The sequence below is a fragment of the Streptacidiphilus sp. MAP12-16 genome (assembly GCF_041262165.1).
Taxonomy (GTDB): Bacteria; Actinomycetota; Actinomycetes; order Streptomycetales; family Streptomycetaceae; genus Streptacidiphilus.
In genome coordinates this window covers 21,391-43,402 of the sequence record NZ_JBGCBY010000037.1, presented here as the reverse complement: position 1 = coordinate 43,402, position 22,012 = coordinate 21,391, and the positions used below count along the sequence as shown (strand labels likewise).

At 69.8% G+C, this 22,012-nt stretch carries 17 protein-coding genes; 10 read left to right on the top strand and 7 right to left on the bottom strand.

The features are described 5' to 3' along the window. Positions 1 to 226: 226 nt before the first annotated feature. Complete coding sequence (locus tag ABIA33_RS33725; RefSeq protein ID WP_370087149.1) at positions 227 to 2,428, bottom strand: hypothetical protein; 2,202 nt, start codon at positions 2,426 to 2,428, stop codon at positions 227 to 229. 844 nt (positions 2,429 to 3,272) lie between these two features. Between ABIA33_RS33725 and ABIA33_RS33720 the strand changes: the two genes are divergently transcribed. Continuing rightward, entirely contained in the window at positions 3,273 to 6,467 is a 3,195-nt protein-coding gene (locus ABIA33_RS33720; RefSeq protein WP_370087224.1) for a TIM-barrel domain-containing protein, read from the top strand. A gap of 279 nt (positions 6,468 to 6,746) precedes the next feature. Continuing rightward, the gene (locus ABIA33_RS33715; protein ID WP_370087147.1) at positions 6,747 to 7,118 is read left to right on the top strand and encodes a hypothetical protein; all 372 of its coding nucleotides are present in this window, start codon (positions 6,747 to 6,749) and stop codon (positions 7,116 to 7,118) included. Positions 7,119 to 7,193: 75 nt separating this feature from the next. Here ABIA33_RS33715 and ABIA33_RS33710 read toward each other — a convergent pair whose 3' ends face one another. Further along, a complete protein-coding gene (locus ABIA33_RS33710; protein WP_370087145.1) occupies positions 7,194 to 7,598 on the bottom strand; it encodes a ribonuclease domain-containing protein in 405 nt (134 codons plus the stop codon). Positions 7,599 to 8,199: 601 nt separating this feature from the next. Here ABIA33_RS33710 and ABIA33_RS33705 point away from each other — a divergent pair. Then, positions 8,200 to 9,615 carry a DUF2252 domain-containing protein gene (locus tag ABIA33_RS33705; protein ID WP_370087143.1) on the top strand — a complete coding sequence of 472 codons (1,416 nt, stop codon included), beginning with the start codon at positions 8,200 to 8,202 and terminating at the stop codon, positions 9,613 to 9,615. Positions 9,616 to 9,659: 44 nt separating this feature from the next. Here ABIA33_RS33705 and ABIA33_RS33700 read toward each other — a convergent pair whose 3' ends face one another. Next, a complete protein-coding gene (locus ABIA33_RS33700; RefSeq protein WP_370087141.1) occupies positions 9,660 to 9,809 on the bottom strand; it encodes a hypothetical protein in 150 nt (49 codons plus the stop codon). Positions 9,810 to 10,038: 229 nt separating this feature from the next. Here ABIA33_RS33700 and ABIA33_RS33695 point away from each other — a divergent pair, with 229 nt between their 5' ends. Beyond that, positions 10,039 to 10,827, top strand: coding sequence for an ABC transporter ATP-binding protein (locus ABIA33_RS33695; RefSeq protein WP_370087139.1), 789 nt, complete (start codon positions 10,039 to 10,041; stop codon positions 10,825 to 10,827). Beyond that, complete coding sequence (locus ABIA33_RS33690; protein WP_370087137.1) at positions 10,824 to 13,391, top strand: ABC transporter permease; 2,568 nt, start codon at positions 10,824 to 10,826, stop codon at positions 13,389 to 13,391. The genes ABIA33_RS33695 and ABIA33_RS33690 overlap by 4 nt, the downstream gene beginning before the upstream one ends. Before the next feature lie 309 nt (positions 13,392 to 13,700). Here ABIA33_RS33690 and ABIA33_RS33685 read toward each other — a convergent pair whose 3' ends face one another. After that, positions 13,701 to 14,981 (bottom strand): MFS transporter, encoded by a 1,281-nt coding sequence (locus ABIA33_RS33685; RefSeq protein ID WP_370087136.1) that lies wholly within the window; start codon positions 14,979 to 14,981, stop codon positions 13,701 to 13,703. A gap of 133 nt (positions 14,982 to 15,114) precedes the next feature. Here ABIA33_RS33685 and ABIA33_RS33680 point away from each other — a divergent pair, with 133 nt between their 5' ends. The 3 genes from ABIA33_RS33680 (at position 15,115) to ABIA33_RS33670 (ending at position 17,563) form a co-directional block, all read left to right on the top strand. After that, positions 15,115 to 16,050 (top strand): LysR family transcriptional regulator, encoded by a 936-nt coding sequence (locus ABIA33_RS33680; RefSeq protein ID WP_370087134.1) that lies wholly within the window; start codon positions 15,115 to 15,117, stop codon positions 16,048 to 16,050. Between the two features lie 182 nt (positions 16,051 to 16,232). Next, complete coding sequence (locus ABIA33_RS33675; RefSeq protein WP_370087132.1) at positions 16,233 to 16,757, top strand: SigE family RNA polymerase sigma factor; 525 nt, start codon at positions 16,233 to 16,235, stop codon at positions 16,755 to 16,757. Then, the gene (locus ABIA33_RS33670) at positions 16,754 to 17,563 is read left to right on the top strand and encodes a hypothetical protein (protein ID WP_370087130.1); all 810 of its coding nucleotides are present in this window, start codon (positions 16,754 to 16,756) and stop codon (positions 17,561 to 17,563) included. Before ABIA33_RS33675 ends, ABIA33_RS33670 begins: the two co-directional genes overlap by 4 nt. 492 nt (positions 17,564 to 18,055) lie before the next feature. Here the strand turns inward: ABIA33_RS33670 and ABIA33_RS33665 are convergent, their stop codons facing one another. Further along, complete coding sequence (locus ABIA33_RS33665) at positions 18,056 to 18,955, bottom strand: hypothetical protein (RefSeq protein WP_370087128.1); 900 nt, start codon at positions 18,953 to 18,955, stop codon at positions 18,056 to 18,058. Between the two features lie 455 nt (positions 18,956 to 19,410). Beyond that, the gene (locus ABIA33_RS33660) at positions 19,411 to 20,334 is read right to left on the bottom strand and encodes a sigma-70 family RNA polymerase sigma factor (RefSeq protein WP_370087126.1); all 924 of its coding nucleotides are present in this window, start codon (positions 20,332 to 20,334) and stop codon (positions 19,411 to 19,413) included. A 71-nt stretch (positions 20,335 to 20,405) separates the two neighbouring features. On the opposite strand from ABIA33_RS33660, the gene ABIA33_RS33655 reads away from it, so the two are divergent. Both ABIA33_RS33655 and tsaA read left to right on the top strand, forming a co-directional pair. Further along, complete coding sequence (locus ABIA33_RS33655; RefSeq protein WP_370087124.1) at positions 20,406 to 20,861, top strand: carboxymuconolactone decarboxylase family protein; 456 nt, start codon at positions 20,406 to 20,408, stop codon at positions 20,859 to 20,861. Positions 20,862 to 20,959: 98 nt separating this feature from the next. After that, entirely contained in the window at positions 20,960 to 21,379 is a 420-nt protein-coding gene (gene tsaA, locus ABIA33_RS33650) for a tRNA (N6-threonylcarbamoyladenosine(37)-N6)-methyltransferase TrmO (protein ID WP_370087121.1), read from the top strand. Between the two features lie 137 nt (positions 21,380 to 21,516). Here tsaA and ABIA33_RS33645 read toward each other — a convergent pair whose 3' ends face one another. After that, positions 21,517 to 21,750, bottom strand: a complete 234-nt coding sequence (locus ABIA33_RS33645; RefSeq protein WP_370087119.1) for a hypothetical protein — start codon at positions 21,748 to 21,750, stop codon at positions 21,517 to 21,519. Between the last annotated feature and the right edge of the window lie 262 nt (positions 21,751 to 22,012).

Sequence of the window (22,012 nt, the reverse complement as noted above, 5' to 3'; positions counted from 1 at the left end):
GGGCCGTCGGGGCGATGGTACCGACCGGGCCGGTAGCAGCGTTCCCCGACGCTCGCCCCCGGTCAGCCAGTCCCCAGCGACCCACGATGAGCCGCGACCAGCTACCGGACGAGGGCGCCTGCGCTCAGCAACCCGAGAGCTCCCGAGTCACACCGCTGGAATACAGACCCGGTCCTGGCCCGGGTCAGGGCGTGCACCAAGTCCTCGGGCGGCGGCTCGGGTTCGGTCACCCGGCCGCCAGGTCTATCGTTGCCGAACCGTCGCGCCCCGGCGAGACGGGAACGCTGAACAGGTGCGTTGCCGGGTCGTAGGACACCGGGCCCACCGCTCCGTTGCGGGCGATCGCGGTCGGCGCGGACGGGGCATAGCCGTGCAGGGTCACCGCGCCCTCGCCGGGCGCGAAGGCCACGGTCGCGTGCACGGTGCCGTTGTCATCGAGCTGGGTGATGCGTTGCGCGCCCAGCGAGACGAACTTGCCGGCGTCACCGAGGAACGCGATGCCCGATCGGCCGACCGGCGCGATCACGTAGAAGAAGCCGGAGCCGACGGTGCCGGTGAAGCTGGTGCCGGCCGTCACCGGGGTGCCCTTCCCGGTGAAGTAGTCGTACACGTAGGCGTCACCCGAGACGCCGAACTCGGCCGGGCTGAACGTGACGGACTGACTCGGCTGCCCGTTGCGGGCATAGGCGAACACGTAGGCGTCGCGCAGTGCGCCGTGTTGGCTGTAGGTCCCGGCGACCATCGCGGGCTTGGTCCCTGCGGCCTCGCCCAGGTAGGTCTGGTCGTCCGGCACGATCGGCGCGTCCGGTTTGACGATCACGCCGTCCCGGCGGACCGACCGGGCCAGGTTGGCCCAGTTCTCCTTGCCGATCGGGTCGCCGACCCCGACCATGCCACCGGACAGTGTGGACAGCACCAGGTTGTCCGTCTCGGTGCTCATGAACACGTCCGACCACGGCGATTCACCCAGTGCGCTGGCCAGGCGCGAGTCGAACAGGTACTTGTCCCACGTCGCGCGCTTGAACCCGTCGTTACTGACTCGGGTGGTCACCAGATTCGGGTACAGCGTGCTCTGGAGGTAGTCGCGCGGGAGCGGCATGCAGTACTGGAGGGCGATGCCGTCGGCGGCGGCCGAACCGGCCATGCCGCTGAGGAAGGCGTTCGGATCGGTCAGGTTGTACTTCGGCTGCGCACCGTCCGACAGCCAGTCCTGCTCGTAGGCGACCACCCCCGCCGACTTCAGGTAGTCCATCGTGCTCGACCAGAAGCGCGGGTCGGTGATCACGTTGCCGGACATGCGGTACTGCTGACGGTACGGGCTGGCCGGGTCGATCCAGCGGGCGTGGGTGACCAGCGGCAGCCCGATCTGCTTCCCGAACGCGGCCAGCCCGTTGGGGAGCAGATCGGGAGCGGCTCGGTAGACGTATTCACCGCCCCGCAGGGTTCCGTTGCCCTGCCAGGTGTCCGAGGAGCCCTTCGGATACCACCAACTGTCCAGTTGTAGATAGCCGAGTGGTAAACCGTGCGCGGTGAAGTCGTCCTTGACCGCCTGGAGGGTTCCGGTGTAGCCCTTGCTCTTGTCGTAGTTGTAGTAGTAGGTCGCGAAGTTGTCGGTCCAGTAGCCGAGTTTGGCCATCGTCACGTCCGACGAGGTGCCGGCCGGGGTCTTCCCGGACTGCGCCAGTAGGGCCGCGCCCCAGACGCGATAGGTCGGATTGATCCCGTTGCCAAGCGCGAGCACAGTCCGCTGGGTGAACCCGGCGGGAAGCCGCGTGACACCGGGCATGATGCCGTCCGAGATTGAGCCGTCCGGGGCCGTGACCAGATCGGCGACCTGGAAGTTGTTGGCCGGGGACAGCAGGAAGCCGTGCGCGGCCTTGTCGAAGTACATCCGGGGGCTGTCCGGCGCGTCGGCGCCGTTGAACCGGTACGGGCTGAACGCGGAGTCCTGGTAGCTGAGGTGGTAGGGCAGCTTCGGGTAGCTGGTCAGGCTCGGGAAGGGCTCGGTGTTCGGCGATGCGGTCAGGTAGGTCGTGGTGAACAGCACGACCGGGCTGTCGGTGTAGGTGCGGATGCCGCCGCGCCGTTCGCCCGTGGCGCGGTAGCCGAAGTCGACCTCGCGGTAGGTGCCGAGCGAGTCGTGCCCGCTGGTGACCGTGACGTGGGTGAGCGGGTGCGCAAGGGTGCCCCCGAACCTCCAGGTCTGCAGTGGTGCCGCCGTGTTGATCAGGTACGAGCCGTCCGGATGGACCGCGACGGTCACGCCGGTCGGCTCGGTCACGGCGGCACCCGAGGTGTCGGCGTTCGCCGTTCCGGAACCAAGTCCGGCCGCCACCAGGCCGATCGCGAGCACGGTGGCGGCGAACGTTGATCGGCGAGGCCCGACCGGGCCTTCGGACCGGTCGGGCCCTTCCAGCGTGTGGGACATGGTTTCCTCCAAGGGGTAGTGGGGACTGCCTCGGTCCAGGGGTGCGGTGCCCGGCTCCGCGTCCTTGCGCGCCTCTTCACATGCCAGGGCCGGGTGGCCTGTCGGGGCGCGGGCCTGGGGTCGGCCGGACGTCACCCTCGGGCAGGACTGGCTGCCGGGTCAGCAGGCGCAGGTGCGTGGCGGTGGCGCGACCAGCGGATACACGGATAACAACGTTGGAATTTCAGCCAAGGGAATGACAGCACGACCCCACCGCACTGTCCACCCCTTGAGCGCGAACATTCACATCCCGTGCGCCGCACGCACCCTGCCGTACACCAGGCTCGGCCAGTCACCCGCGCCGTGCCTGCGAACCCAGGAGCGTCGGGAGCAGGCGAGGACCGTGAACGTCGGGCGACGGCCGGTATCGACGCCGGCGCGCAGAACTCCCAGCTGGAGGACATGATTGCGCAGAATGCGAGGCTCAGATCGCCGTCGGCGTCGTGGCGCCCGACCGGCGCCCTCGCAGGATCGAGAGACTCTGCCACGCCCTTGGCTCAGAATCCCGGCGACTGTGCCGCACGTAGAAAGCCACCGCGACGACGCATTCGCCGTCCACCGGGCTGTCGTCATCTGGCGTTGTCTGCCGGACTTATGGACAGCGGTCAGCGGGTGTGATGTCATGCCCATTGCCTACTTTACAACGATGTAACGGGCGGTATGGACGACCGGAACCCCCCCACCACGGGCCGACCAGGCCCGCTTCAGGACGGAGTCATCCGTGAGAAGAAGATCAACCTGGCGCGCGATGCGCTTCCCGCGACGACGCGCCCTCGCCCTCGCCCTCGCCGGCGGCGTGGCGGCCATGACGGTGGCCGGCGCCGGACAGGAGTCAGCGGGCGCGACGGCAGGCCACCGGATCGCGTCGGTGACCTCCGGCGACGCTCGCTTCCAAGTGCTGTCCCCGACCTTGATCCGCACGGAGTACGCGCAGGACGGGAAGTTCACCGACAGCGCGACGTTCAACGCGATCGGCCGCACCGCCTTCGCACCGACCGCGTACACCACGAGCACGTCCGCCGGCTGGCTGACCGTCAGGACGAGCGCGCTCACCCTGCGGTACCAGGTGGGTTCGGGAGCGTTCAACGCGCAGAACCTCACCGTGCAACTGCCGGCCGGTGGGGCGCCGGTGACCGCCACTCCATGGCAGCAGCTGACGTGCACCCTCGGCGCCCTCTGCGAGGCCGAGCACCTGTCGTACAGCGGGCTCAGCGTCGCCTCCGACCATTCCGGCTACACCGGCTCCGGCTTCCTGGCCGGCTTCCAGGGGACGGGCAACTCGCTGTCGGCCGACGTCGACGTCGCCACATCGGGGACCTACCAGTTCGACGCCCGCTACGCCAACTCCCTGGCGGGCGACGGCCAGTCCATCACGCGCACCCTGACCCTCTCGGTGGACGGCGGCGCGAACCGGACGGTGAGTCTGCCGGTCACCGCGAACTGGGACTCCTGGGGCCTGGTGGGCACCGCAGTGCAGCTCGGCGCGGGCCACCACACGATCACCCTGGCCAGGACCGCAGCGGACTCCGGCAACGTCAACATCGACAGCGTCGCCCTGGTGACCCCGGGCAGCGCCTATCCGCCGGCCTCCGCGACCGCGATCACCGACTGCCGGTTCGGCGTGAACTGCGAGGCGGAGGCCGACCGCATCGCGGGCTCGGCGATCGTGGCCACCAACCACGGCGACTACTCCGGCGGCGGCTTCGTCGCCGAGCTGAACCAGGGGGCGAGCGTATCGGCCCACGTCGTCGGCGTACCGGCCGACGGCACCTATGCGCTGCAGGTGCGCTACGCCAACGCCACCGGTGGTGACGGCCTCTACCAGACCCGCAGCGCCACGGTATCGTCCGGCGGAGCCGCACAGACTCTGTCCCTGCCCGTCACCGGCAGTTGGGATACCTGGCAGACCGCCTCGGTGCCGCTCGCGCTCAAGGCCGGTGCCGACGACGTCACCATCAGCTGCCCGGACGCCATGAGCTGCCATGTCAACCTCGACACGGTGGCCGTCACCGCAGCGGGCGCGTCCGCCCCGCAACCGCATCTGGCGCTCGGCGGCTACCGCCGCAGCCTCGACGGCGTCAACGGCGACAACGGAGCCCCGGCGACCACGCCCGGCCTGCTGTACAAGGACGGTTGGTACCTGCTCGACGACACCTCCTCCGCCCTGTACGACACCGGCACCCACCAGGTCACCCAACGCCCCGCCCACGGCGGCACGCCGTACCAGGACGGCTACGTCTTCGGCTACGGCCACGCCTACAAGCAAGGCCTGTCCGACCTGGCAACCCTGACCGGCCCGCCCGAACTGCTCCCCGAATGGGCGTACGGGGTGTGGTACTCGGAGTACATCGACCGCACCGCCGCCGACTACGAGAACACGATCCTGCCCGCCTTCCGGTCCGAGGGCGTGCCGTTGGACGTCCTGGTGACCGACACCGACTTCAAGTCCCCCAACACCTGGAGCGGCTGGGAGATCGACCCGGCCAAGTTCCCCGATCCGAAGGCCTTCTTCGACTGGGCCGCCTCCCAGGGCCTGCACAACACCCTCAACATCCACCCCAGCATCCTGAGTTCCGACCCTCAGTTCGCCCAGGCCCAAGCGACCGCCAAGGGCAAACTGCACAAGGGCGGCTGCGCACCGGCCGCAAGCAGCGGCGCCGGGGACTGCTACACCTTCGGCTTCGGCGACGCCGACCAGCTCAAGGCGTACCTGGACCTGCACCAGACCATGGAGCAGCAGGGCAACGACTTCTGGTGGCTGGACTGGTGCTGCGACGCCTCACAGTCCTCGCTGGCCGGCGTCACGCCCGACGCGTGGATCAACCAGCAGTACGCCACGGACGCCGACAAGACCATTGGCCGCGGATTCGTCATCTCCCGCGCCTACGGATCCCTGCAGTCCGGCGGCAACAGCCCCTTGCCCACCGGACCGTGGGCCGACAAGCGCACCACCATCCACTTCACCGGAGACACCTCCTCCACCTGGGGAACACTGAAGGCCGAGGTCGGCTACACGCCCGGCGAAGCGGCCGCGACCGGCATGTCGGCGATCAGCCACGACATCGGCGGCCACAACGACACCACGGGCCTGACCGGTTCGGAGACCTACACCTCCGGAGGGCAGACCCGCACCACCGCCAAACTCCCCGACGACATGTATGCCCGCTGGGTCCAACTCGGGACCTTCCAGCCGATCGACCGTCTGCACAGCAACCACAGCGACCGGCTGCCCTGGCAGTACGGGCCCGCCGCCCGTGCTTCGGCAGACAAGTTCCTCAACCTGCGCGAGAACCTCGTGCCCTACACCTACTCACTCGCCCAGCAGGCCAACACCACGGGTGTCCCGGTCACCCGCCCGACCTACCTGGAATACCCCGACGAGCCACAGGCATACGCCACGGCCGGCAGCGAGTACTTCTACGGCCCCGACATGCTGGTCGCGCCGGTCACCACGCCCGGCACCACGGCCACGACCTCGGTGTGGTTCCCCCCGGGCCAGTGGACCGACTACTTCACCGGACAGACCTACACCGGCGGCACCACCCAGAACATCACCGCCGGCCTCGACACCATGCCAGTGTTCGTCAGGGCCGGCGCCGTCATCCCCACCCGCTCCAACAATGTCACCAGCAACGACAAGGCCCCGCTGACCAAGGTCACGCTCACCGTCGCCGCAGGGGCCTCCGGCTCGTACACCCTCTACGAAGACGACGGAACCACCACCACACCCGGCCACAGCGCCACCACCAAGATCCGCTACCAGGAGACGGGATCCAGGCACACGGTGACGATCAGTCCGACAGTCGGGGCCTTCACCGGCCAGGTCAAGTCCCGGCAGTGGACCATCTCACTCATCGGCGTCACGGCACCGACCAGTGTCAGGGCCGACGGTTCCCGGCTGTCTCCCGACGACTACCACTTCGACAGCACGACCCACACACTCTCCATCACGCTCCCCCCGCGGAGCGTGCACACCCCTGTCACCGTCACCTACGGCTGACAGCCCCGCTGACAGCCCCGCGCGGCCAACAGGGCCCGCGCGCGTATCGCGCGCGGGCCCCCGAACCGTGCCCTCCACGCCGCCGCCGGGGAAGGGGAACGGAAGGCCCGGGCGCACAGTCCCGAAACTGCTTCTGAGCTGCGGGAGTTGTCAGTGCTGGGTGCCACAATCGAGGGTGTCAGGACAAGAAGCGACGCTGCTTGGCACACGCTGGGCGGCGCGAAGGTCCGTCCTGCCCGTAGGACCGGCACGCCGTCGTTCTCACTGCCCTCGGAGGCCATGATGAAGAGCTCCATCGGTACCGCCGTTACCTTCCTGCCCGCCGGTACTCCCGGGCCCGTCGCCATCGGATGGAACCGCAGCGCGCTCGCCGCGCAGATTGCTATCCGGGCCCGCGCACTGGGCCTGGACGCCAGCCTGACGGACGACCAGATGAACGGACTGGCCCAGGTGGTGCGCGACTCCGGCGACGGGCGGCCGCTGTCGGTCAGCACCCGGGCCGCCGTGCGGGCCGCCCTGCGGGAGCCCCTGACGACTGAGGATCCGGCCGCGTTCACAGCGGCGGTCTTCACCTCGCTGCCCGATACGCCCGTCCCAGTGCGCGCCACCGATGGCCGCCAGTACATGTTGGTCGCCGTCCCTGTCGCCTGAGCCCGCTCTCGTCCAACAGCCCTGCCCCGGTTCGGGGCAGGGCTGCTGGACGTCCCGGAGCGTGGTTCGGCAGGCTCAACAGGTGAAGTCGATGTCGTCGAAGCTGGCGTAGTGGTCCGGGGTGTAGTACTCCTCGCCGTCCGCGGCGGTGATGACCCGGCGGGCGCCACGGGTGCTCACGCCCGGGGTCTTGACCGTGTAGGAGTGGTAGTAGCCGGTGGACTCGGCCGGGAGCAGGGCCTCGTTGTTGTAGAAGACCTCGCCGTCCTTGCTGTAGGGGAAGGGACCGTCGGCGGCGATCAGGTCGATGGTGGTGATCGCCTGGCTGGGCAGGGTCGTCTCGCAGACCCAGGGGATCGTGGTGTCGGCCTGGGCTGCCGGCGCACTGAGGCCGACAGCTGCGCCGGACCCGAGGACGAGGGTGACGGCGACGAGGGAGCGGAAACCGAGGGCGCGCCTGGCGCGGGCGTGAGTTCGCATGCGCTCATCGTGACTTCTACGCGCGTCGCCGGAAATCCATGTCCATGACAATTCTTCGCCCGTTAACGTACGCGGCGATGCCTTCATCCCTGCTTCACCGCATCATTGACGGTTCGTCATCCGCGCGGCGCAGCAGGGTGCCCCTGAGGGCCCAACTGGCGGACCCAGGCGGCGCGGCCTGAGACGAAGACGCCGGCGGTCTCCGCCATGCGGGTCGTCCATGCGGAGATCGCCTGGGCCTGCCTCCCGGCGTGGGCCGTACCGTCATGTGGACGGACGCCCCGGGCCGGCCGTCGCCGACATCGACCTGGACCCCACCGACCCGGACATCGACGTCGCGGTCAGCACTCGCCGAACATCGACCGGAGGAACACCGACGGGAGGAACATCGACCGGAGGATCAGTGAGGACAGCCTGGCCGATCACCCGCCCGGCCCATCCGCGGTCGTGGTCGCGCACCTGATGGCGTTCGCTGGTGCGTATGGACCGGCGCTCCACGCCCGGCGGGTTCCGTGCGGCAGGCGTTGGGTGGCCCTCCTCGTCATCGCCTGGAGCCTGTTGAAGCTGGCAGTCGGCTGAACCGTGCGAGGAGGATTCCCTGATGGCGTACCAGACCATCGGCCGCGGGCAGGTACCCGTGACGCCGCGGGAGCGCGCCGACCGGGGGAGGGCCGCGCGACGGCACACGCCCCGCTCCGGCCAGGGCGATTTCGAGGCGCACTCCAGAGGGCAGGACCCGCTGGAGGTCATCGAACGCCAGTCGGCCTCCCGGGTGCCGGAGCTGGTGCCCCTGCGCTACGGCCGGATGGCCGAATCCCCCTTCCGTTTCTACCGCGGGGCAGCCGCCGTCATGGCCAGTGACCTCGCCGCCACCCCTGTCTCCGGCCTGCGCGTACAACTTTGCGGCGACGCACACCTGATGAACTTCCGGCTGCTCGGCTCACCGGAGCGCAACCTGCTCTTCGATATCAACGACTTCGACGAGACGCTGCCGGGCCCCTGGGAGTGGGACGTGAAGCGGCTCGCGGCCAGCTTCGTCATCGCCGGACGCGAGAACGGATTCACCGACCGCGAGAGCAGCGCCATCGTGCGCACCTGCGCGCGCTCCTACCGCGAGGCGATGCGTTCGTTCGCGGCGCTGAAGCACCTGGACGTCTGGTACACCAAAGCCGACGCCAGGCAGCTGGAGGCCACGATCGCGCCCAGCTTGACCCGGCCCGCCCGCAAGCGGCTGCACGCAGGCCTGTCCCGGGCCCGGACCCGGGACAGCCGCAAGGCATTCGACAAACTGACGCAACTGGTGGACGGCGAGCGCCGGATCACCTCCTCGCCCCCGCTCGTCACTCCCCTGGCCGAGCTGCTGCCACCGCCCGGGCGCGACCAGTTGCAGGACCAGCTCCGCGCCCTGATCACCGACTATGCACGCTCCCTGCCTTCCGAACGGCGGCATCTGCTCCAGCAGTTCACCGTGGTCGACATGGCCCGCAAAGTGGTGGGCGTCGGCAGCGTGGGCACCCGCTGCTGGATCATCCTGCTGCTGGGCCGCGACGGCGACGACCCGTTGTTCCTCCAGGCGAAGGAAGCCCAGCGGTCCGTGCTGGCCGACTTCGCCGGCGAGAGCGTGGACACCCATCAGGGCGAACGCGTCGTCGCAGGCCAGCGGCTCATGCAGGCCGCAAGCGACATCTTCCTCGGCTGGAAGCGGACCGAGGGCATCGACGGGAAGGAACGGGATTTCTACGTCCGGCAGCTGCGGGACTGGAAGGGCATCCCGCAGCCCTCCCTCATGGTCCCCCGCGACATGGACCTCTTCGCCCGCCTCTGCGGAGCGACCCTCGCCCGGGCACATGCGCGGTCCGGGGACCGCATCGCCATCGCGGCGTACCTGGGCCGCAGCGATGTCTTCGACCGAGCCGTGGCCCGCTTCGCCACGGCCTACGCCGACCAGAACGAGCGAGACCACCAAGCGCTCGTCAACGCCATCACCTCAGGCCACATCTCTGCCCGCACCGAGTGACGATCTGCCAGGAGATCGCGCGCCGGTGCTGCCGGTCTGCGAACTCACCGCCGGCGCGGGGATTTGACCAGATGCAGGGCGAGGCCTCGGGCCAGGGCCGTCACCGCCCACAGCGCCGCGCAAATCGGTGCCAGGGCGGTGAGGCCGCTCCGGGCCGTGGCCACGGTCATGGCCAGCGCGACGGCGGAGGTCACCGCGAGCGTCGTGTTGATCCGCCGTTTCCGAACCCGTGCACACCCCACCGGCCGCCGCCGTCGTGGTACATGCCGACAGGGTGCGGGCGTCGCCTGGTCCGCGGCAGCGGTGGGGGTAGGGCTATCCCCACTGTGGACAGGGTGACTGACCCCATGTCCCCCGATGCGTCCACTCCAGCAGGCTGAAGCTGCAAGGACGCACGCCCGTGTCGAGCTTCAGGAGAGCACAGTGACCATGTCCGTATCGAGTCCCCTGCCCCAGAGCAGTGGAGAACGCACAGCGGTTGCCGCCCGCGCGCGTGGACTCACCAAGGCGTACGGCAGCGGTGAGACCCGGGTGGTCGCACTCGACGCCGTGGATGTGGACATGCAGCGTGGCCGGTTCACCGCGATCATGGGTCCGTCCGGTTCCGGCAAGTCCACGCTGATGCACTGCCTGGCCGGTCTCGACACTGCCTCCAGCGGCCGGATCTGGGTCGGCGAGACCGAGATCACCAAGCTCAGGGACAAACGGCTCACCCGACTGCGTCGGGACAGCATCGGCTTCATCTTCCAGGCGTTCAACCTGCTGCCCACACTCACCGCGCTGGAGAACATCACGCTGCCGATGGACATCGCCGGCCGAACCCCCGACCGCGGGTGGCTGGAGCGCGTGGTGGAGACGGTGGGTCTGGCGGAACGCCTCAAGCACCGCCCGTCGCAGCTCTCCGGCGGTCAGCAGCAGCGTGTCGCCGTGGCCCGCGCCCTCGCCGCTCGCCCCGAGATCATCTTCGGCGACGAGCCGACCGGCAACCTCGACTCCCGCGCCGGAGCCGAGATCCTCGGCTTCCTGCGCCACTCGGTCGACGAACTCGGCCAGACCATCGTCATGGTGACGCACGATCCGGTGGCCGCGTCCTACGCCGACCGGGTGCTGTACCTCGCCGACGGCCGGATCGTCGACGAGATGCACGCCCCCACGGCCGACGCCGTCCTGGAACGGATGAAGTCCTTCGACTCCCGAGGCAGGACCTCATGACCGTGCTGCGGACCTCACTGCGCAACTTCCTCGCCCACAAGGGCCGGATGGCCCTGTCCGCGGTCGCCGTCCTGCTGTCCGTGGCATTCGTGTGCGGCACGCTCGTCTTCACCGACACGATGAACGCGACCTTCGACAAGCTCTTCGCAACCACATCCGCCGACGTCACCGTCAGCCCCCAGAAGGTCGACAACGCTCAGCAGACCGGGACGCCGGGCACCCTTCCGGCGTCGCTTCAGGCCCGACTGGCGCAGGTCCCCGGCGTGGCCGGTGTCGTCCCCGAGGTCAGCAGCCAGCAGGCCACCGTCGCCGACAGCCACAACCAGGACATCGGCTCCACCACCGGGGCGCCCACCATCGTCGCGAACTGGAACCCGACCCAGACCAAATCCGTCGCCATCACCTCGGGCCACACCCCGCGCGCGCCGGGCGAAGCCGTGCTCGACGCCGACACCGCGGCCAAGCACCACCTGGGCATCGGCGACACGCTCCGTGTCATCGCCGACCCCGGCGACGTCACCGTCACGATCAGGGGCATCGCCACGTTCAAGACCACCAACCCGGGCGCGGCCGTCGTCTACCTCGACACCCCCACCGCCCAGCGGGAACTTGTCGGTTCCCGCGACGCCTACACCGACTACGCCCTCGCCGCCGCGCCCGGCGTCAGCGACGACCAACTCAAGGCCCGGGTCGAGGCCGTCCTGGGCAGCGGGACGCACCAGGTGCAGACCGCCGCCGAGATGAAGGCCCAGAACCAGAAGGACATCGGCTCCTTCCTGGACCCGATGAAGTACGTGCTCCTCGGCTTCGCCGGAATCGCCGTCCTGGTGGGCATCTTCCTGATCGTCAACACCTTCTCCATGCTGGTCGCGCAGCGCACCCGCGAGATCGGGCTGATGCGGGCACTCGGCTCGAGCCGCGGACAGGTCAACCGCTCGGTACTGGTCGAGGCGGTGCTGCTCGGTGTCGTCGGCTCCCTCGCCGGCATCGGTGCGGGAATCGGCCTCGCCATCGGCCTGATCAAGATCATGGGCGTGCTGGGGATGCACCTGGACACCGCCAACCTGACGATCAAGGTCGCGACTCCGCTGATCGGCCTGGCAGTCGGGGTCGTGGTCACCGTCGTGTCGGCCATGCTGCCCGCCCGCCGCGCCGGCGCGATCTCCCCGATGGCCGCCATGCGCGACGCCGGAACTCCCGCCGACGCCCGCGCCGGACGCATCCGGGCGGCGATCGGTATCCTGCTCACCGCGGCAGGCGGGACCGCCCTCGCCCTGGCCGCCACCTCGGCTACGGCCTCGGCCGGCTCCGGCCCGCTCGCGATCGGCATCCTGCTGACGCTGGTCGGCTTCGTCGTCATCGGACCGCTGCTCGCGGGGCTGGTCGTGCGGGTTCTCGGCGCGGTCACCCTGCGGATCTTCGGCTCGGTGGGCCGCCTCGCGGAACGCAACGCGCTGCGCAACCCGCGCCGCACCGGTGCCACCGCCGCCGCACTCATGATCGGCCTGGCACTGGTCGCGGGCCTGTCGGTGGTCGGCGACTCCATGGTCGCCTCGGCCACCGCGCAGATGGACAAATCCGTCGGCGCCGACTTCATCATCCAGGCAGGCAACGGACGGCCGATCAGCCCCGCCGCAGCCAGGGCCATCCACGCCGTCGGCCACCTGGCCCACGTCACCGACCGCACGGACGTCGCCGCCACCGTTACCGCCCCCGACGGCAGGAAGGACAAGACGGTCATCGCGGCGGCCACCCCCTCCTACACCGACGACCTCCAGGCCGAAACCGTGCAGGGCCGACTCATCGACGCCTACGCACCCGGCGCGATGTCCGTCCCCGAAGGCTGGGCCAAGGACCACAAGATCACGCTCGGCGACCAGCTCGGCGTCACCTTCACCAACAGCGCCACGGCCCACCTCACGGTCAGGGCCGTCACCTCGGACAACACCGTCTTCGACAAGGGTGCGATGTACATGAACATCGCCGAGGCGCACAAGTACCTCCCGGCCGGCAGGTTCCCGCCCGACAACATGATGTTCGCCGCGGCGGCCCCCGGCCAACAGGCCCAGGCCGCAACGGCCCTCGACGCAGCCACGGCCGCGTACCCGCAGGTCAAGGTCCGCGACCAGGCCCAGTACAAGGACATGATCCAGCAACAGCTCGACCAGTTGCTGAACATGATCTACGCCCTGCTGGCCCTCGCCATCATCGTCGCCGTCCTCGGCGTGGTGAACACCCTCGCCCTCTCGGTCGTCGAACGCACCCGGGAGATCGGGCTCATCCGCGCCATCGGGATGTCCCGCCGCCAGCTGCGCCGGATGGTCCGCCTGGAGTCGGTGGTCATCGCCCTGTTCGGCGCGGTCCTGGGTGTGGCCCTGGGCATGAGCTGGGGCATCGCCGCCCAGAAGCTGCTGGCCCTGGCAGGACTGGGCGTGCTCAGCATCCCCTGGACCACGATCGGCGTCGTCTTCCTCGGCTCTGCGGCCGTGGGACTTCTGGCCGCTCTCTTCCCCGCCCTGCGAGCGGGACGGATGAACGTCCTGAAGGCCATCGCGACGGATTAGTGTCGGGTCGGCTTCGGGCGGAGCCCGAAGGCTCGTCAGTTTGGCCGGTACGGGATACTCAACGTCCGTTTACGGCAAGGCGAAGTGGGGCGGGCCACCGCGGCGCCGGAACATGCTGTCGGTGATGGACCGGGCCGTTGAGTCGGGCGCGCAAAGGTGGGGTCGGGCAGGCGGTGCGGTCGGCGAGTCAGCCCGACCCCACCTTTGCGCGGGAGTCAGCCCGGGGGTGGGCCGGATCGGCGGGTGAGGCGCTGAAGAAGGGCGGCGTGGCCCGATCGCGGTGGCGGCCGTGGCGGCCGTGGCGGCTCGTCAGGCGCGGCTCGGTGCCGGCTGCGGCTCGGAGGGAAGGGCTGCCGCGCGGCGGGGAAGCAGCAGCGGGGTCGCCAGCAGGAGCACGCCGGCCAGGCCGATGGCCGTGCGCGGGCCGAGCAGGGCGCCCAGGACGCCCCAGAGGGCCGTCAGGATCGCGGTCGAGGCCTTGGTCGTCACCGTCCAGGCGGACAGCGTGCGGGTGACCCGGTCGGTTGCGGTGCGCTCGAGGCGGTAGGTGGCGTAGACGGGGTTGAAGACCCCGCAGCAGAAGATGAGCCCGAGCTCGACGCCCATCACCAGGAGCAGCCCTCTGCTGCCCGGCCCCAGGAAGGCCAGGCCGACGGGCCAGAGCGCGCGCAGCGCCCCGACCGTGACCAGGACCTGGTGCTGCCCGAACCGGGTGACGAGTGGTCGCGCCAGCCGCGAACCGAGCAGCCCGCCGATCGAGGGCGCGGCGAAGGCGAGGCCGTACTGCCAGGGTGCGAACCCGAGTCGGCCGAGCATCAGGACGGCCAGCAGCGGCTCGGCGGCCATCACCAGGCCGTTGAACAAGGCGGTGTTGAAGAGCAGCGGACGCAGCGTCGCGTCGGCGAGGATGTACCGCCAACCCTCGAGCAGGTCCCCGGCCCGCATGCGCGCGGCCTCCCGGCGCTCGGGCCGCGGCTCGTGCCCGCCTGTTGCGTGGATGCCCAGGGCCGACAGCAGGTAGCTGGCCGCATCGGCCACCACCGTCGCCACGGGGCCGAGGAGCCCGATCGCCGCCCCGCCCAGCGGTGGTCCGATGATCGTGGTCGTCCAGGCGGTTGACTCGAATCGGGCGTTGGCGACGAGCAGGTCCTCGGCCGGCAGCAGCGCTTTCAGGTATGCGCCGGAGGCGGCGCGGAAGGTGATGTCGCCCGCCGCGACGACGACCGAGACAAGCAGGAGCTGAAGGAAGGTGAGCACGCCGAGCGCGAACGCGGTGGGGATCGTCAGCAGCGCCGCGAACCGAACCAGGTCCATCGCGATCAGCACCGGCCGCTTGCGGCGGAACTCCACCCACGGGCCGAGCGGTACCGCCACGGCCGCGCCCACCGCAGCCCCCACCGAGGAGAGCGCGGCGACCTCGGCCGGTCCGGCGTGCAGCACCCGGATGGCGATCAGCGGGAAGGCGCCGAAGGCGAGCCACGTGCCGAGCGCGCTGGTCCCGTACGCTCCCCACAGCCACCCGAACCGCCGCCCCAGCCGATGTCCCAGCAGATGTCTCAGCAGATGTCTCAGCCGGTGCCCGCTCCTCATGCCCGACGCCCTTCGCCACTCACCCGCACAACCGATCCGCGATCGGAAGCATCAAAGCGGGCGCCATACCGAGGGATCAAACAACCGCAGAGCCGCCGGCCACAACCAACGGTTGTTCCCCTAGGGTATCGGCATGGACCTCGACACCGTCCGGACCTTCGTCGCCGCCGCCGACGCGGGGCAGTTCCAGGAGGCCGCCGCCGAGCTGGCGGTCACCCAGCAGGCTGTCTCCAAGCGCATCGCCGCGCTGGAGCGCATCCTCGGCGTGCGACTGTTCACCCGCACCGCGCGCGGCGCCGAGCTCACCATCGATGGGCAGGCGTTCCTGCCCCACGCACGCGAGCTGCTGCGCGTCGCCGAGCGCGCGGTCGCGTCCGTGCGCACCGGCCGCCGTCCGCTGCGCGTCGACGTCATCGCCTCACGCACCGCGGCGTCGGGCCTGATGCGCGGCTTCCACCGCGCGCACCCCAAGATCGACCTCGACGTGGTGATGCTGTTCGACATCGAGACGGCCCTCGCCACCATCCGGTCCGGTGCGATCGACGCGTCTTTCCGCGCCGTCGCCGCGCCCGGCCGACCCCTGCCCGAGGACATCGAGTCCGTCCGGGTGCTCGACGAGCCGCTCCAGCTCCTCACCGGCCCCGCCCACGCGCTGGCGGGCGCCCGGTCGGTGACCCTCGCTCAGCTCACCGGGCACCGGATCTGGATGCCCGGCCTCGTCCCCGGAACCGAGTGGGCCGCCTACTACGACGACCTCGTCGCCGAGTTCGGCCTCACCATCGAGGCGACCGGCCCCAACTTCGGCTCCGACGCGCTCCTCGACACCATCGCCGACACCCCGGCCCTGGCCACCTTCATGGGCGAGCAGACCCGCCTCGTCTGGCCCACCGACCACGGACTGCGCCGCATCCCGGTGACCGACCCGACGCCCGTCTACCCGCACTCACTCCTCTGGCACCGCGACAACCCCCACCCAGCGCTGGCCACCCTCCGCGCCCACCTCGCCGCCACAGCAACCGGCCACGACGCCGCCGGGACCTGGACGCCGGGCTGGGTGGTTCCACGCTGAGTGAAAGCGTGCTGGTCAGCGGCGCGGAATGAGTTGGGTTCCTGTCTTGCTCGGGTGACGGGAAGGTGCCGGGTGGCGGTGAGGTGGTGAAAAGACTGGGGCCGCAGTGACAACCGGCACCCATCGCCGGCTCTCTATATGGGGTGAGGCCCCGTGTCGGGGCCAGACAGGGGGTGGCTGTAGTGGGTTACGACGATCGGCTGGCCGAATACATAGCCTGTCGACACGGGGCACTGCGACGGAGCGCGTATCTGCTGTGCGGAGATGTCCACCAGGCCGATGACCTGGTGCAGTCAACGCTGGTGAAGGTCATGCTCGCGCACCGTCGGCTCGAACGGATCGACAGTATCGATGCCTATGCGCGCCGCACGATGCACAGCACCTTCATCAGCTCCCGGCGTCGACTGTGGCACCGGGAGCGCCCGCATGCGCAGATGCCCGACACCAGCACACGGGTTCCGGACGTCGACCTGGGCCTGTCGGTACGGGCCGCGCTGCAACTGCTGCCAGCCCGTCAGCGGGCCGTGGTGGTCCTGCGCTTCTGGGAGGACCTGAGCGTCCAGGGCACCGCCGACGTACTGAGGATCAGTGAAGGAACCGTCAAGAGCCACACTTCGCGCGCCATGGCCACCCTGCGTACCGCGCTCGGCGAGGCGATCGTCGACCTGCCTGGCACCACAGAGCCGCAGATCGGAGCATTGACATGACACAGATCCAGCCGAGCATCTCCATCAGCCACGAACTGCTCGAGCGGGCCCTGGACGAGCTCCCGCCCCCGCAGGGAGACGTCGTCGCAGCCGTCCTGGCCGGGGTCCGGACACAACGGCGCCGACGCCGAAGCGGCTACACCCTGGCCTCCGCGGCCTGCGCCGCTGTCGCCGCGGGAGTGATCACCATCGCAGGGAGCACCGGCGCCGGACACGCGACCAGCGTCCCACAGCAGACCACGCAGGGCACCCGAAGCCAGATCCCCTACCCACTGGACAGGCTCCTGCCGGCCAACGTCACTGACGTCCGCAGGATCAGCGATTTCGCGCCGACCGGATCACCCACCGCGCCTGCGGTGAAGATGCCGGCTCTCCAAGGCGGCATCTTCAGCTTCACGCGTCACGGGCAGACGGGATACCTGCGTTTGATCTCCTACGACAAACCGCACGCCCCCGCCTCCGAGCCGCTGTTCGCGCTCGCCGGCGGTGCCTGCTCCAAGATCCTCCCGGTTGACTTCCAGCACGGCCTGACCTGCAGGATGACCGATCTCCCCCATGGGGCGACCCTTGAGGTCCTCACGCAGGGGCCGGTCGGCGACAAGGGCTGGACCACTCCGTCCTGGGAGGGTCCAAGCTATATCGCCTTCGTGATCTACCCCGACGGCAGGGAAGTGCTCGTGTCGGCCATGTCCTCCTTCGGCAGCTCGACCAAGGTCACACGCACGCCCCCGCTGACTGTCGCAGAAGTCGCCGCCATGGCCACTAGCCCCGATTGGTTCGCGCCCCTTCCCACACCTTCGGGCTGACCGGGAAGCCAGTTGATCACCCGGCACGCACCCGCCGCTGCCTTCTGGCTACCAGCCAACCGGTGTCCGGCAACGAACGACTCACCACCGTAGGTAGGAACCCGACGCTGCCATCGGCACCCCAAACCGCACCGAACCACCACAACCTGTAATCCGAGCAAGATGCGCACCCGAATGAGATCACTGGTGGTACAGGGCGAACAGGCCCGGCTCGGTCTCGGTGACCAGCCCGTGGCCGACCAGGCGCTTGAGCTTGGAGCGCAGCGTGGCCTCTAGCAGCTAGCAGCCTGTCCCCCGACAGGACCCAAACTGGCCCCAGAGCGGGGTGCGACCCCTGGCCAGGCTGCGAGGGCTAGCGGCACCTGTTACTGATCCAGCCGCGCAGGCTGATGACAGTCGGCGCGCCCTGGTGACTTGACCCAGTGATGATCGTTAAGGCGCGTGGCAGCAGGTCCCCGGGCCAGCCGAGGACCCGCGGTTCGGCCTCCGCGGTCAGGTCCCCGCGCGAACGCTGGTCAACGTGGCGACGATGCGGTCGATCCACGCGCAGATCTGAGCGTCGCTGTAGGTCGACAGGTGCAGGCGGGACATCGGGATGATGTTGACGACGCCGAAGACGGGATGCCCCGGACGCGCCCCGGGGCCCGCCCATGCGCACTCGTTGAGCCAGGACTCCTGCTGTCCGCACTCAAGGACGGCATGCTGTGCGCGCAGTGCCGGACCGGAGGGCTCGAGGCGGATGTTGGAGGAGTCGTCGGTCCAGGTCGATCCGTTGATGACGGCGTAGGCGAGTTGGTACCAGCAGTCGTCGGCCTTGGGTGTGCCGACGGCGATGAAGACGTCCGCCATCCCGCCCTGGTCGCCGAGTGCGAGATCGACGTACGAAGCGCTGGTGACATCGACGAGGGCTGGAGCCACCGTGTCGATAGCACTCACGTCGAAGTACGGCCCCATGACCACTTGGGACGACCGCAGAACGAGTTCGCCCTGCGATGGTGGGCCGGGATTGAGCTGCGCGGGAAGTTGCTGCACAGCCTGCGGTCCGGGCTGGGGCAGCGGCGGCCGCGCCAGGTACTTCTTGCTGCTCCTGACCGCCGCCGGTGCCGTACGGCAGCCGACTGCCTCGGTCGGGACGGGCATCAACGGGGCCGCGGGTGCGGACCTGGGCGTGGCAGTCGGCACCGGCGGCGCGGACGTGGCCGACGGATGCGCCTGCCGTGCGTCCGAGCTCGGGGCGTTGCTGTGGGCCGACAGGGCGAACACGAGCAGCATGATCCCCACCGCCCCCGCGACGAACGGGCCCACGAAGCGGCTGCGCCGAGTAAGCACGAGCATCGTGCTGGCAGCAGCGATGAGCAGCACGATTCCGGATGTGAGCAGAACGGTGTCCATGTGGGCCCCGGATTCCAGTGGATGCGCTCCAGGATGACCTGCCGAGGTCACGTCGCGGTCGCTGGGCCGTCTCGAACGATGACGATATGTCAGGACGGGTTCTCCGCACGCAGTGCGGCTCGACGGACTTCGGGATCGCGCGCAGGCCGTGCTCGATGCGCCGGCGCAGCACGACCTGCGCCGGGGTCCTGCCATAGGTCGCGGCGAGGGTGGTAGACGGCCGCTCGGGCAGCAGGGATCAGGCGAACAATGTCCGACGGCTGCTCAGGTCCGGTAGCCGCGGCGTCCGGAACAGGAGCGGCTGGCCGGGCTGTTGTGCGGGCGCAAGGCGGTGGAGGCCACTGTCCGCAAAACGGGCACTGAACGCCACCGCGTCTGCGATCATCGTGGCCGGATCGACGGACGGCGGCTCGGGGGCGCTGGGTGGCTGGGTGTATGCGGTCTGCGGACGGCGGTCAGCCGTCCAGGAACTCCACGTCGAACGCCGCGAGCCTGGCGGGATCGGCGTGGACGTCGATGCCGGTGATCCGGCCCTCCGCGATGGTGAACTGGAGCACGACGCGCAGCCTGCCGGCCTCGGCCCAGACGCCGGCGATGAAGTCGTCCACGAGCGCGGGCCGCACCGCCTGGGCCCGGCCGAGGTAGATACCCGCCACGGCCTTCGCGCCGCGCGCCTCGCCGTTCGCGCCCATCCGCACGGCTGTGCCGTCTGCCCGGAACACGACGTCAGGGTCCAGCACCGACAGCAGGGCCTCGAAGTCTCCACCGCGCGCGGCCGACAGGAAGGCCTCGACGACCTCCTTCTGCCGCCGCAGGTTCGCTTCGGGGTCGGGTTCGGCGCCTTGCACCCGGCGCCGTGCCCGGCTGGCCAGCTGCCGCGCCGCCGCTGTCGACCGGCCGACGATCGGAGCGATCTCGTCGAACGGCACGGCGAACATGTCGTGCAGAACGAAGGCGAGGCGCTCGGCCGGTTCCAGCGTGTCCAGCACCACCAGCAGAGCCAGCCCGATCGAGTCGGCGAGCAGCGCCTCGTCTTCAGGGTTGGCCCGGTCGGCGGCGCTCGGCTCGCCCCGTCCGAACGCCTCGATGCCCTCGATCGTGTCCGGGACGTGGACCTCCCAGGACTCCTCGCGCCGGGATCCACGTGAGCGCAGCATGTCCAGACAGACGCGGCCGACCACGGTCGTCAGCCAGCCGCCCAGGTTGTCGATCCCGGCGGCGTCCGAGCGGCTCAGCCGCAGCCACGCCTCCTGGACCGCGTCCTCGGCCTCGTTCGTCGACCCGAGCATGCGGTAGGCCACGGCCCTCAGTCGCGTCCGGTTCTCCTCGAAGCGCTCGGCCAAACCGTCGTTGACGTCCTCGTTCACGGAACCTGTCACATTCTCTCGTCGGGCTTCGTCACCACTATGACGACCGAGTCGCGGTCGCTGTGACAAGGAGATCAACGGACATGCAGTCTCGTATCAAGAACCCCGCCGTGATCCTGCCGGGCGCCATGCAGCCGATCCTGGAGCTCTTCAAGCAGACCCACAAGGGCGGCGTCCCGGAGCTGACGCTGGAGCTGGTCCACCTGCGGGTCAGCCAGATCAACGGGTGCAGCGCCTGTGTCGACGCTGGGGTGAAGGGCGCCCGCAAGGCCGGGGAGACCGAGGAGCGCCTGGGCACCGTCGCCGCCTGGCGCGAGACCCCGTACTTCACGGGCGCCGAGCGTGCGGCCCTGGAACTCGCGGAGCACGCGACGCGCCTTGCGGACAAGTCCGACCCGGTGCCGGACCGCATCTGGGATGCTGCCGCCGAGCACTACAACGAGGAGCAGCTCGCCGCCCTGGTGCTGATGATCGGGGTGACCAATTTGTTCAACCGGCTCAACGCGACCACCAAGCAGATCGCGGGCGAGTGGGGATGATCGGCATGAGTGCGGCGGCCGCCGCGCGCAGCCCGCGGCGGCCGCCGCCCCGTTCGTTGCGGGGTCGAGGAACCGCGTGACCACGGAGGAGACGAACGGTGCAGCAGACAACCTTCACAGTGCGGCCGGTCGCGACGATCGAGTCGCCGCTCGGCCCCGGGGCGCAGACGCCGCGCCAGGGTGACGAGGGCGCGCCACAAGCCTGGGTCGCCTTCAACGCGGAGGTGGCCGACGCGGTGCGGGACCTGCGGGCAGGCCAGGACGTCCTCCTGCTGACCTGGCTCGAAAGGGCAGACCGCACGGTCCTGACGGTCCATCCGCGCAGTGATCCCGAACGGCCGCTGACCGGCGTGTTCAGCACCCGCTCGCCGGCCCGGCCCAATCCCGTCGGCCTGCACCGGGTGACGATCCTGGAGATCGCCGACGGGCCGCGGATGCGGGTCAGTGGCCTGGAAGCATGGGACGGCACACCTGTGATCGACGTGAAGCCGGTCCTCGACCCCCACACGGAGCGTTAGCCCGACCGCCCACGTCGCCCTGGCCGGCGCGGTAGGCGGGTTCCTGCTCGGCGTCGTACGGGTTGCGCATGGCGCAGCTCCAGATGGGTCAGGAGTGACTGGGGCTCTGGCATCATCACCGGGCTACAGGGCGGGCGCTACGCGTCGTACCAACGCGCGGGAAGAGGGTCGTTCCACGTGCGGAAGTCGGGATATTCCTGGCGGAACCGGAGCTCGTGGGCCCGCCAGCCCTCGAACACCGGCGGGTCGGGAGCGGTGAAGCCGGGGAAATGCTCGACGCGCCCGGTCAGCACGGCCAGCAGGAAGTCGGCCATTCCCATCTCGTAGTCGCGGTAGGTCTCCTCGGTATCGTCCTCATCCAGTTTGCCCACCACGATGGTCCAGCTGTCCGGGTCGGGGGCTGCGCACCGCCAGTAGAACCGGCGGTCGTAGTCGTCGCCGCCCCATGGGTGAGGCCGTTGCCGGGCCGGCGCGGGGCGCGCCTGTCGACCCGGTGTGCGACGCCGATCGGATGTGGCGAGGTGACGTGCAAGCCCTGGCCCGGGAGGCATCCTTCGTCGGAGAAGGTCGTGTGCCGCACGCCGCAGATCTTGCCGCCCGCGCCGTAGGCCTCGATGAATTGGCGGTAGTCGG

What these genes read in the sequence shown, in the direction of transcription:
- ABIA33_RS33680 (WP_370087134.1), top strand. Translation starts at nt 15,115, where the DNA reads ATGGACCTCGACACCGTCCGGACCTTCGTCGCCGCCGCCGACGCGGGG.
- ABIA33_RS33685 (WP_370087136.1), bottom strand. Translation starts at nt 14,981, where the DNA reads ATGAGGAGCGGGCACCGGCTGAGACATCTGCTGAGACATCTGCTGGGA.
- ABIA33_RS33655 (WP_370087124.1), top strand. Translation starts at nt 20,406, where the DNA reads ATGCAGTCTCGTATCAAGAACCCCGCCGTGATCCTGCCGGGCGCCATG.
- ABIA33_RS33670 (WP_370087130.1), top strand. Translation starts at nt 16,754, where the DNA reads ATGACACAGATCCAGCCGAGCATCTCCATCAGCCACGAACTGCTCGAG.
- ABIA33_RS33705 (WP_370087143.1), top strand. Translation starts at nt 8,200, where the DNA reads ATGGCGTACCAGACCATCGGCCGCGGGCAGGTACCCGTGACGCCGCGG.
- ABIA33_RS33710 (WP_370087145.1), bottom strand. Translation starts at nt 7,598, where the DNA reads ATGCGAACTCACGCCCGCGCCAGGCGCGCCCTCGGTTTCCGCTCCCTC.
- ABIA33_RS33715 (WP_370087147.1), top strand. Translation starts at nt 6,747, where the DNA reads ATGATGAAGAGCTCCATCGGTACCGCCGTTACCTTCCTGCCCGCCGGT.
- ABIA33_RS33665 (WP_370087128.1), bottom strand. Translation starts at nt 18,955, where the DNA reads ATGGACACCGTTCTGCTCACATCCGGAATCGTGCTGCTCATCGCTGCT.
- ABIA33_RS33720 (WP_370087224.1), top strand. Translation starts at nt 3,273, where the DNA reads ATGACGGTGGCCGGCGCCGGACAGGAGTCAGCGGGCGCGACGGCAGGC.
- ABIA33_RS33725 (WP_370087149.1), bottom strand. Translation starts at nt 2,428, where the DNA reads ATGTCCCACACGCTGGAAGGGCCCGACCGGTCCGAAGGCCCGGTCGGG.
- ABIA33_RS33690 (WP_370087137.1), top strand. Translation starts at nt 10,824, where the DNA reads ATGACCGTGCTGCGGACCTCACTGCGCAACTTCCTCGCCCACAAGGGC.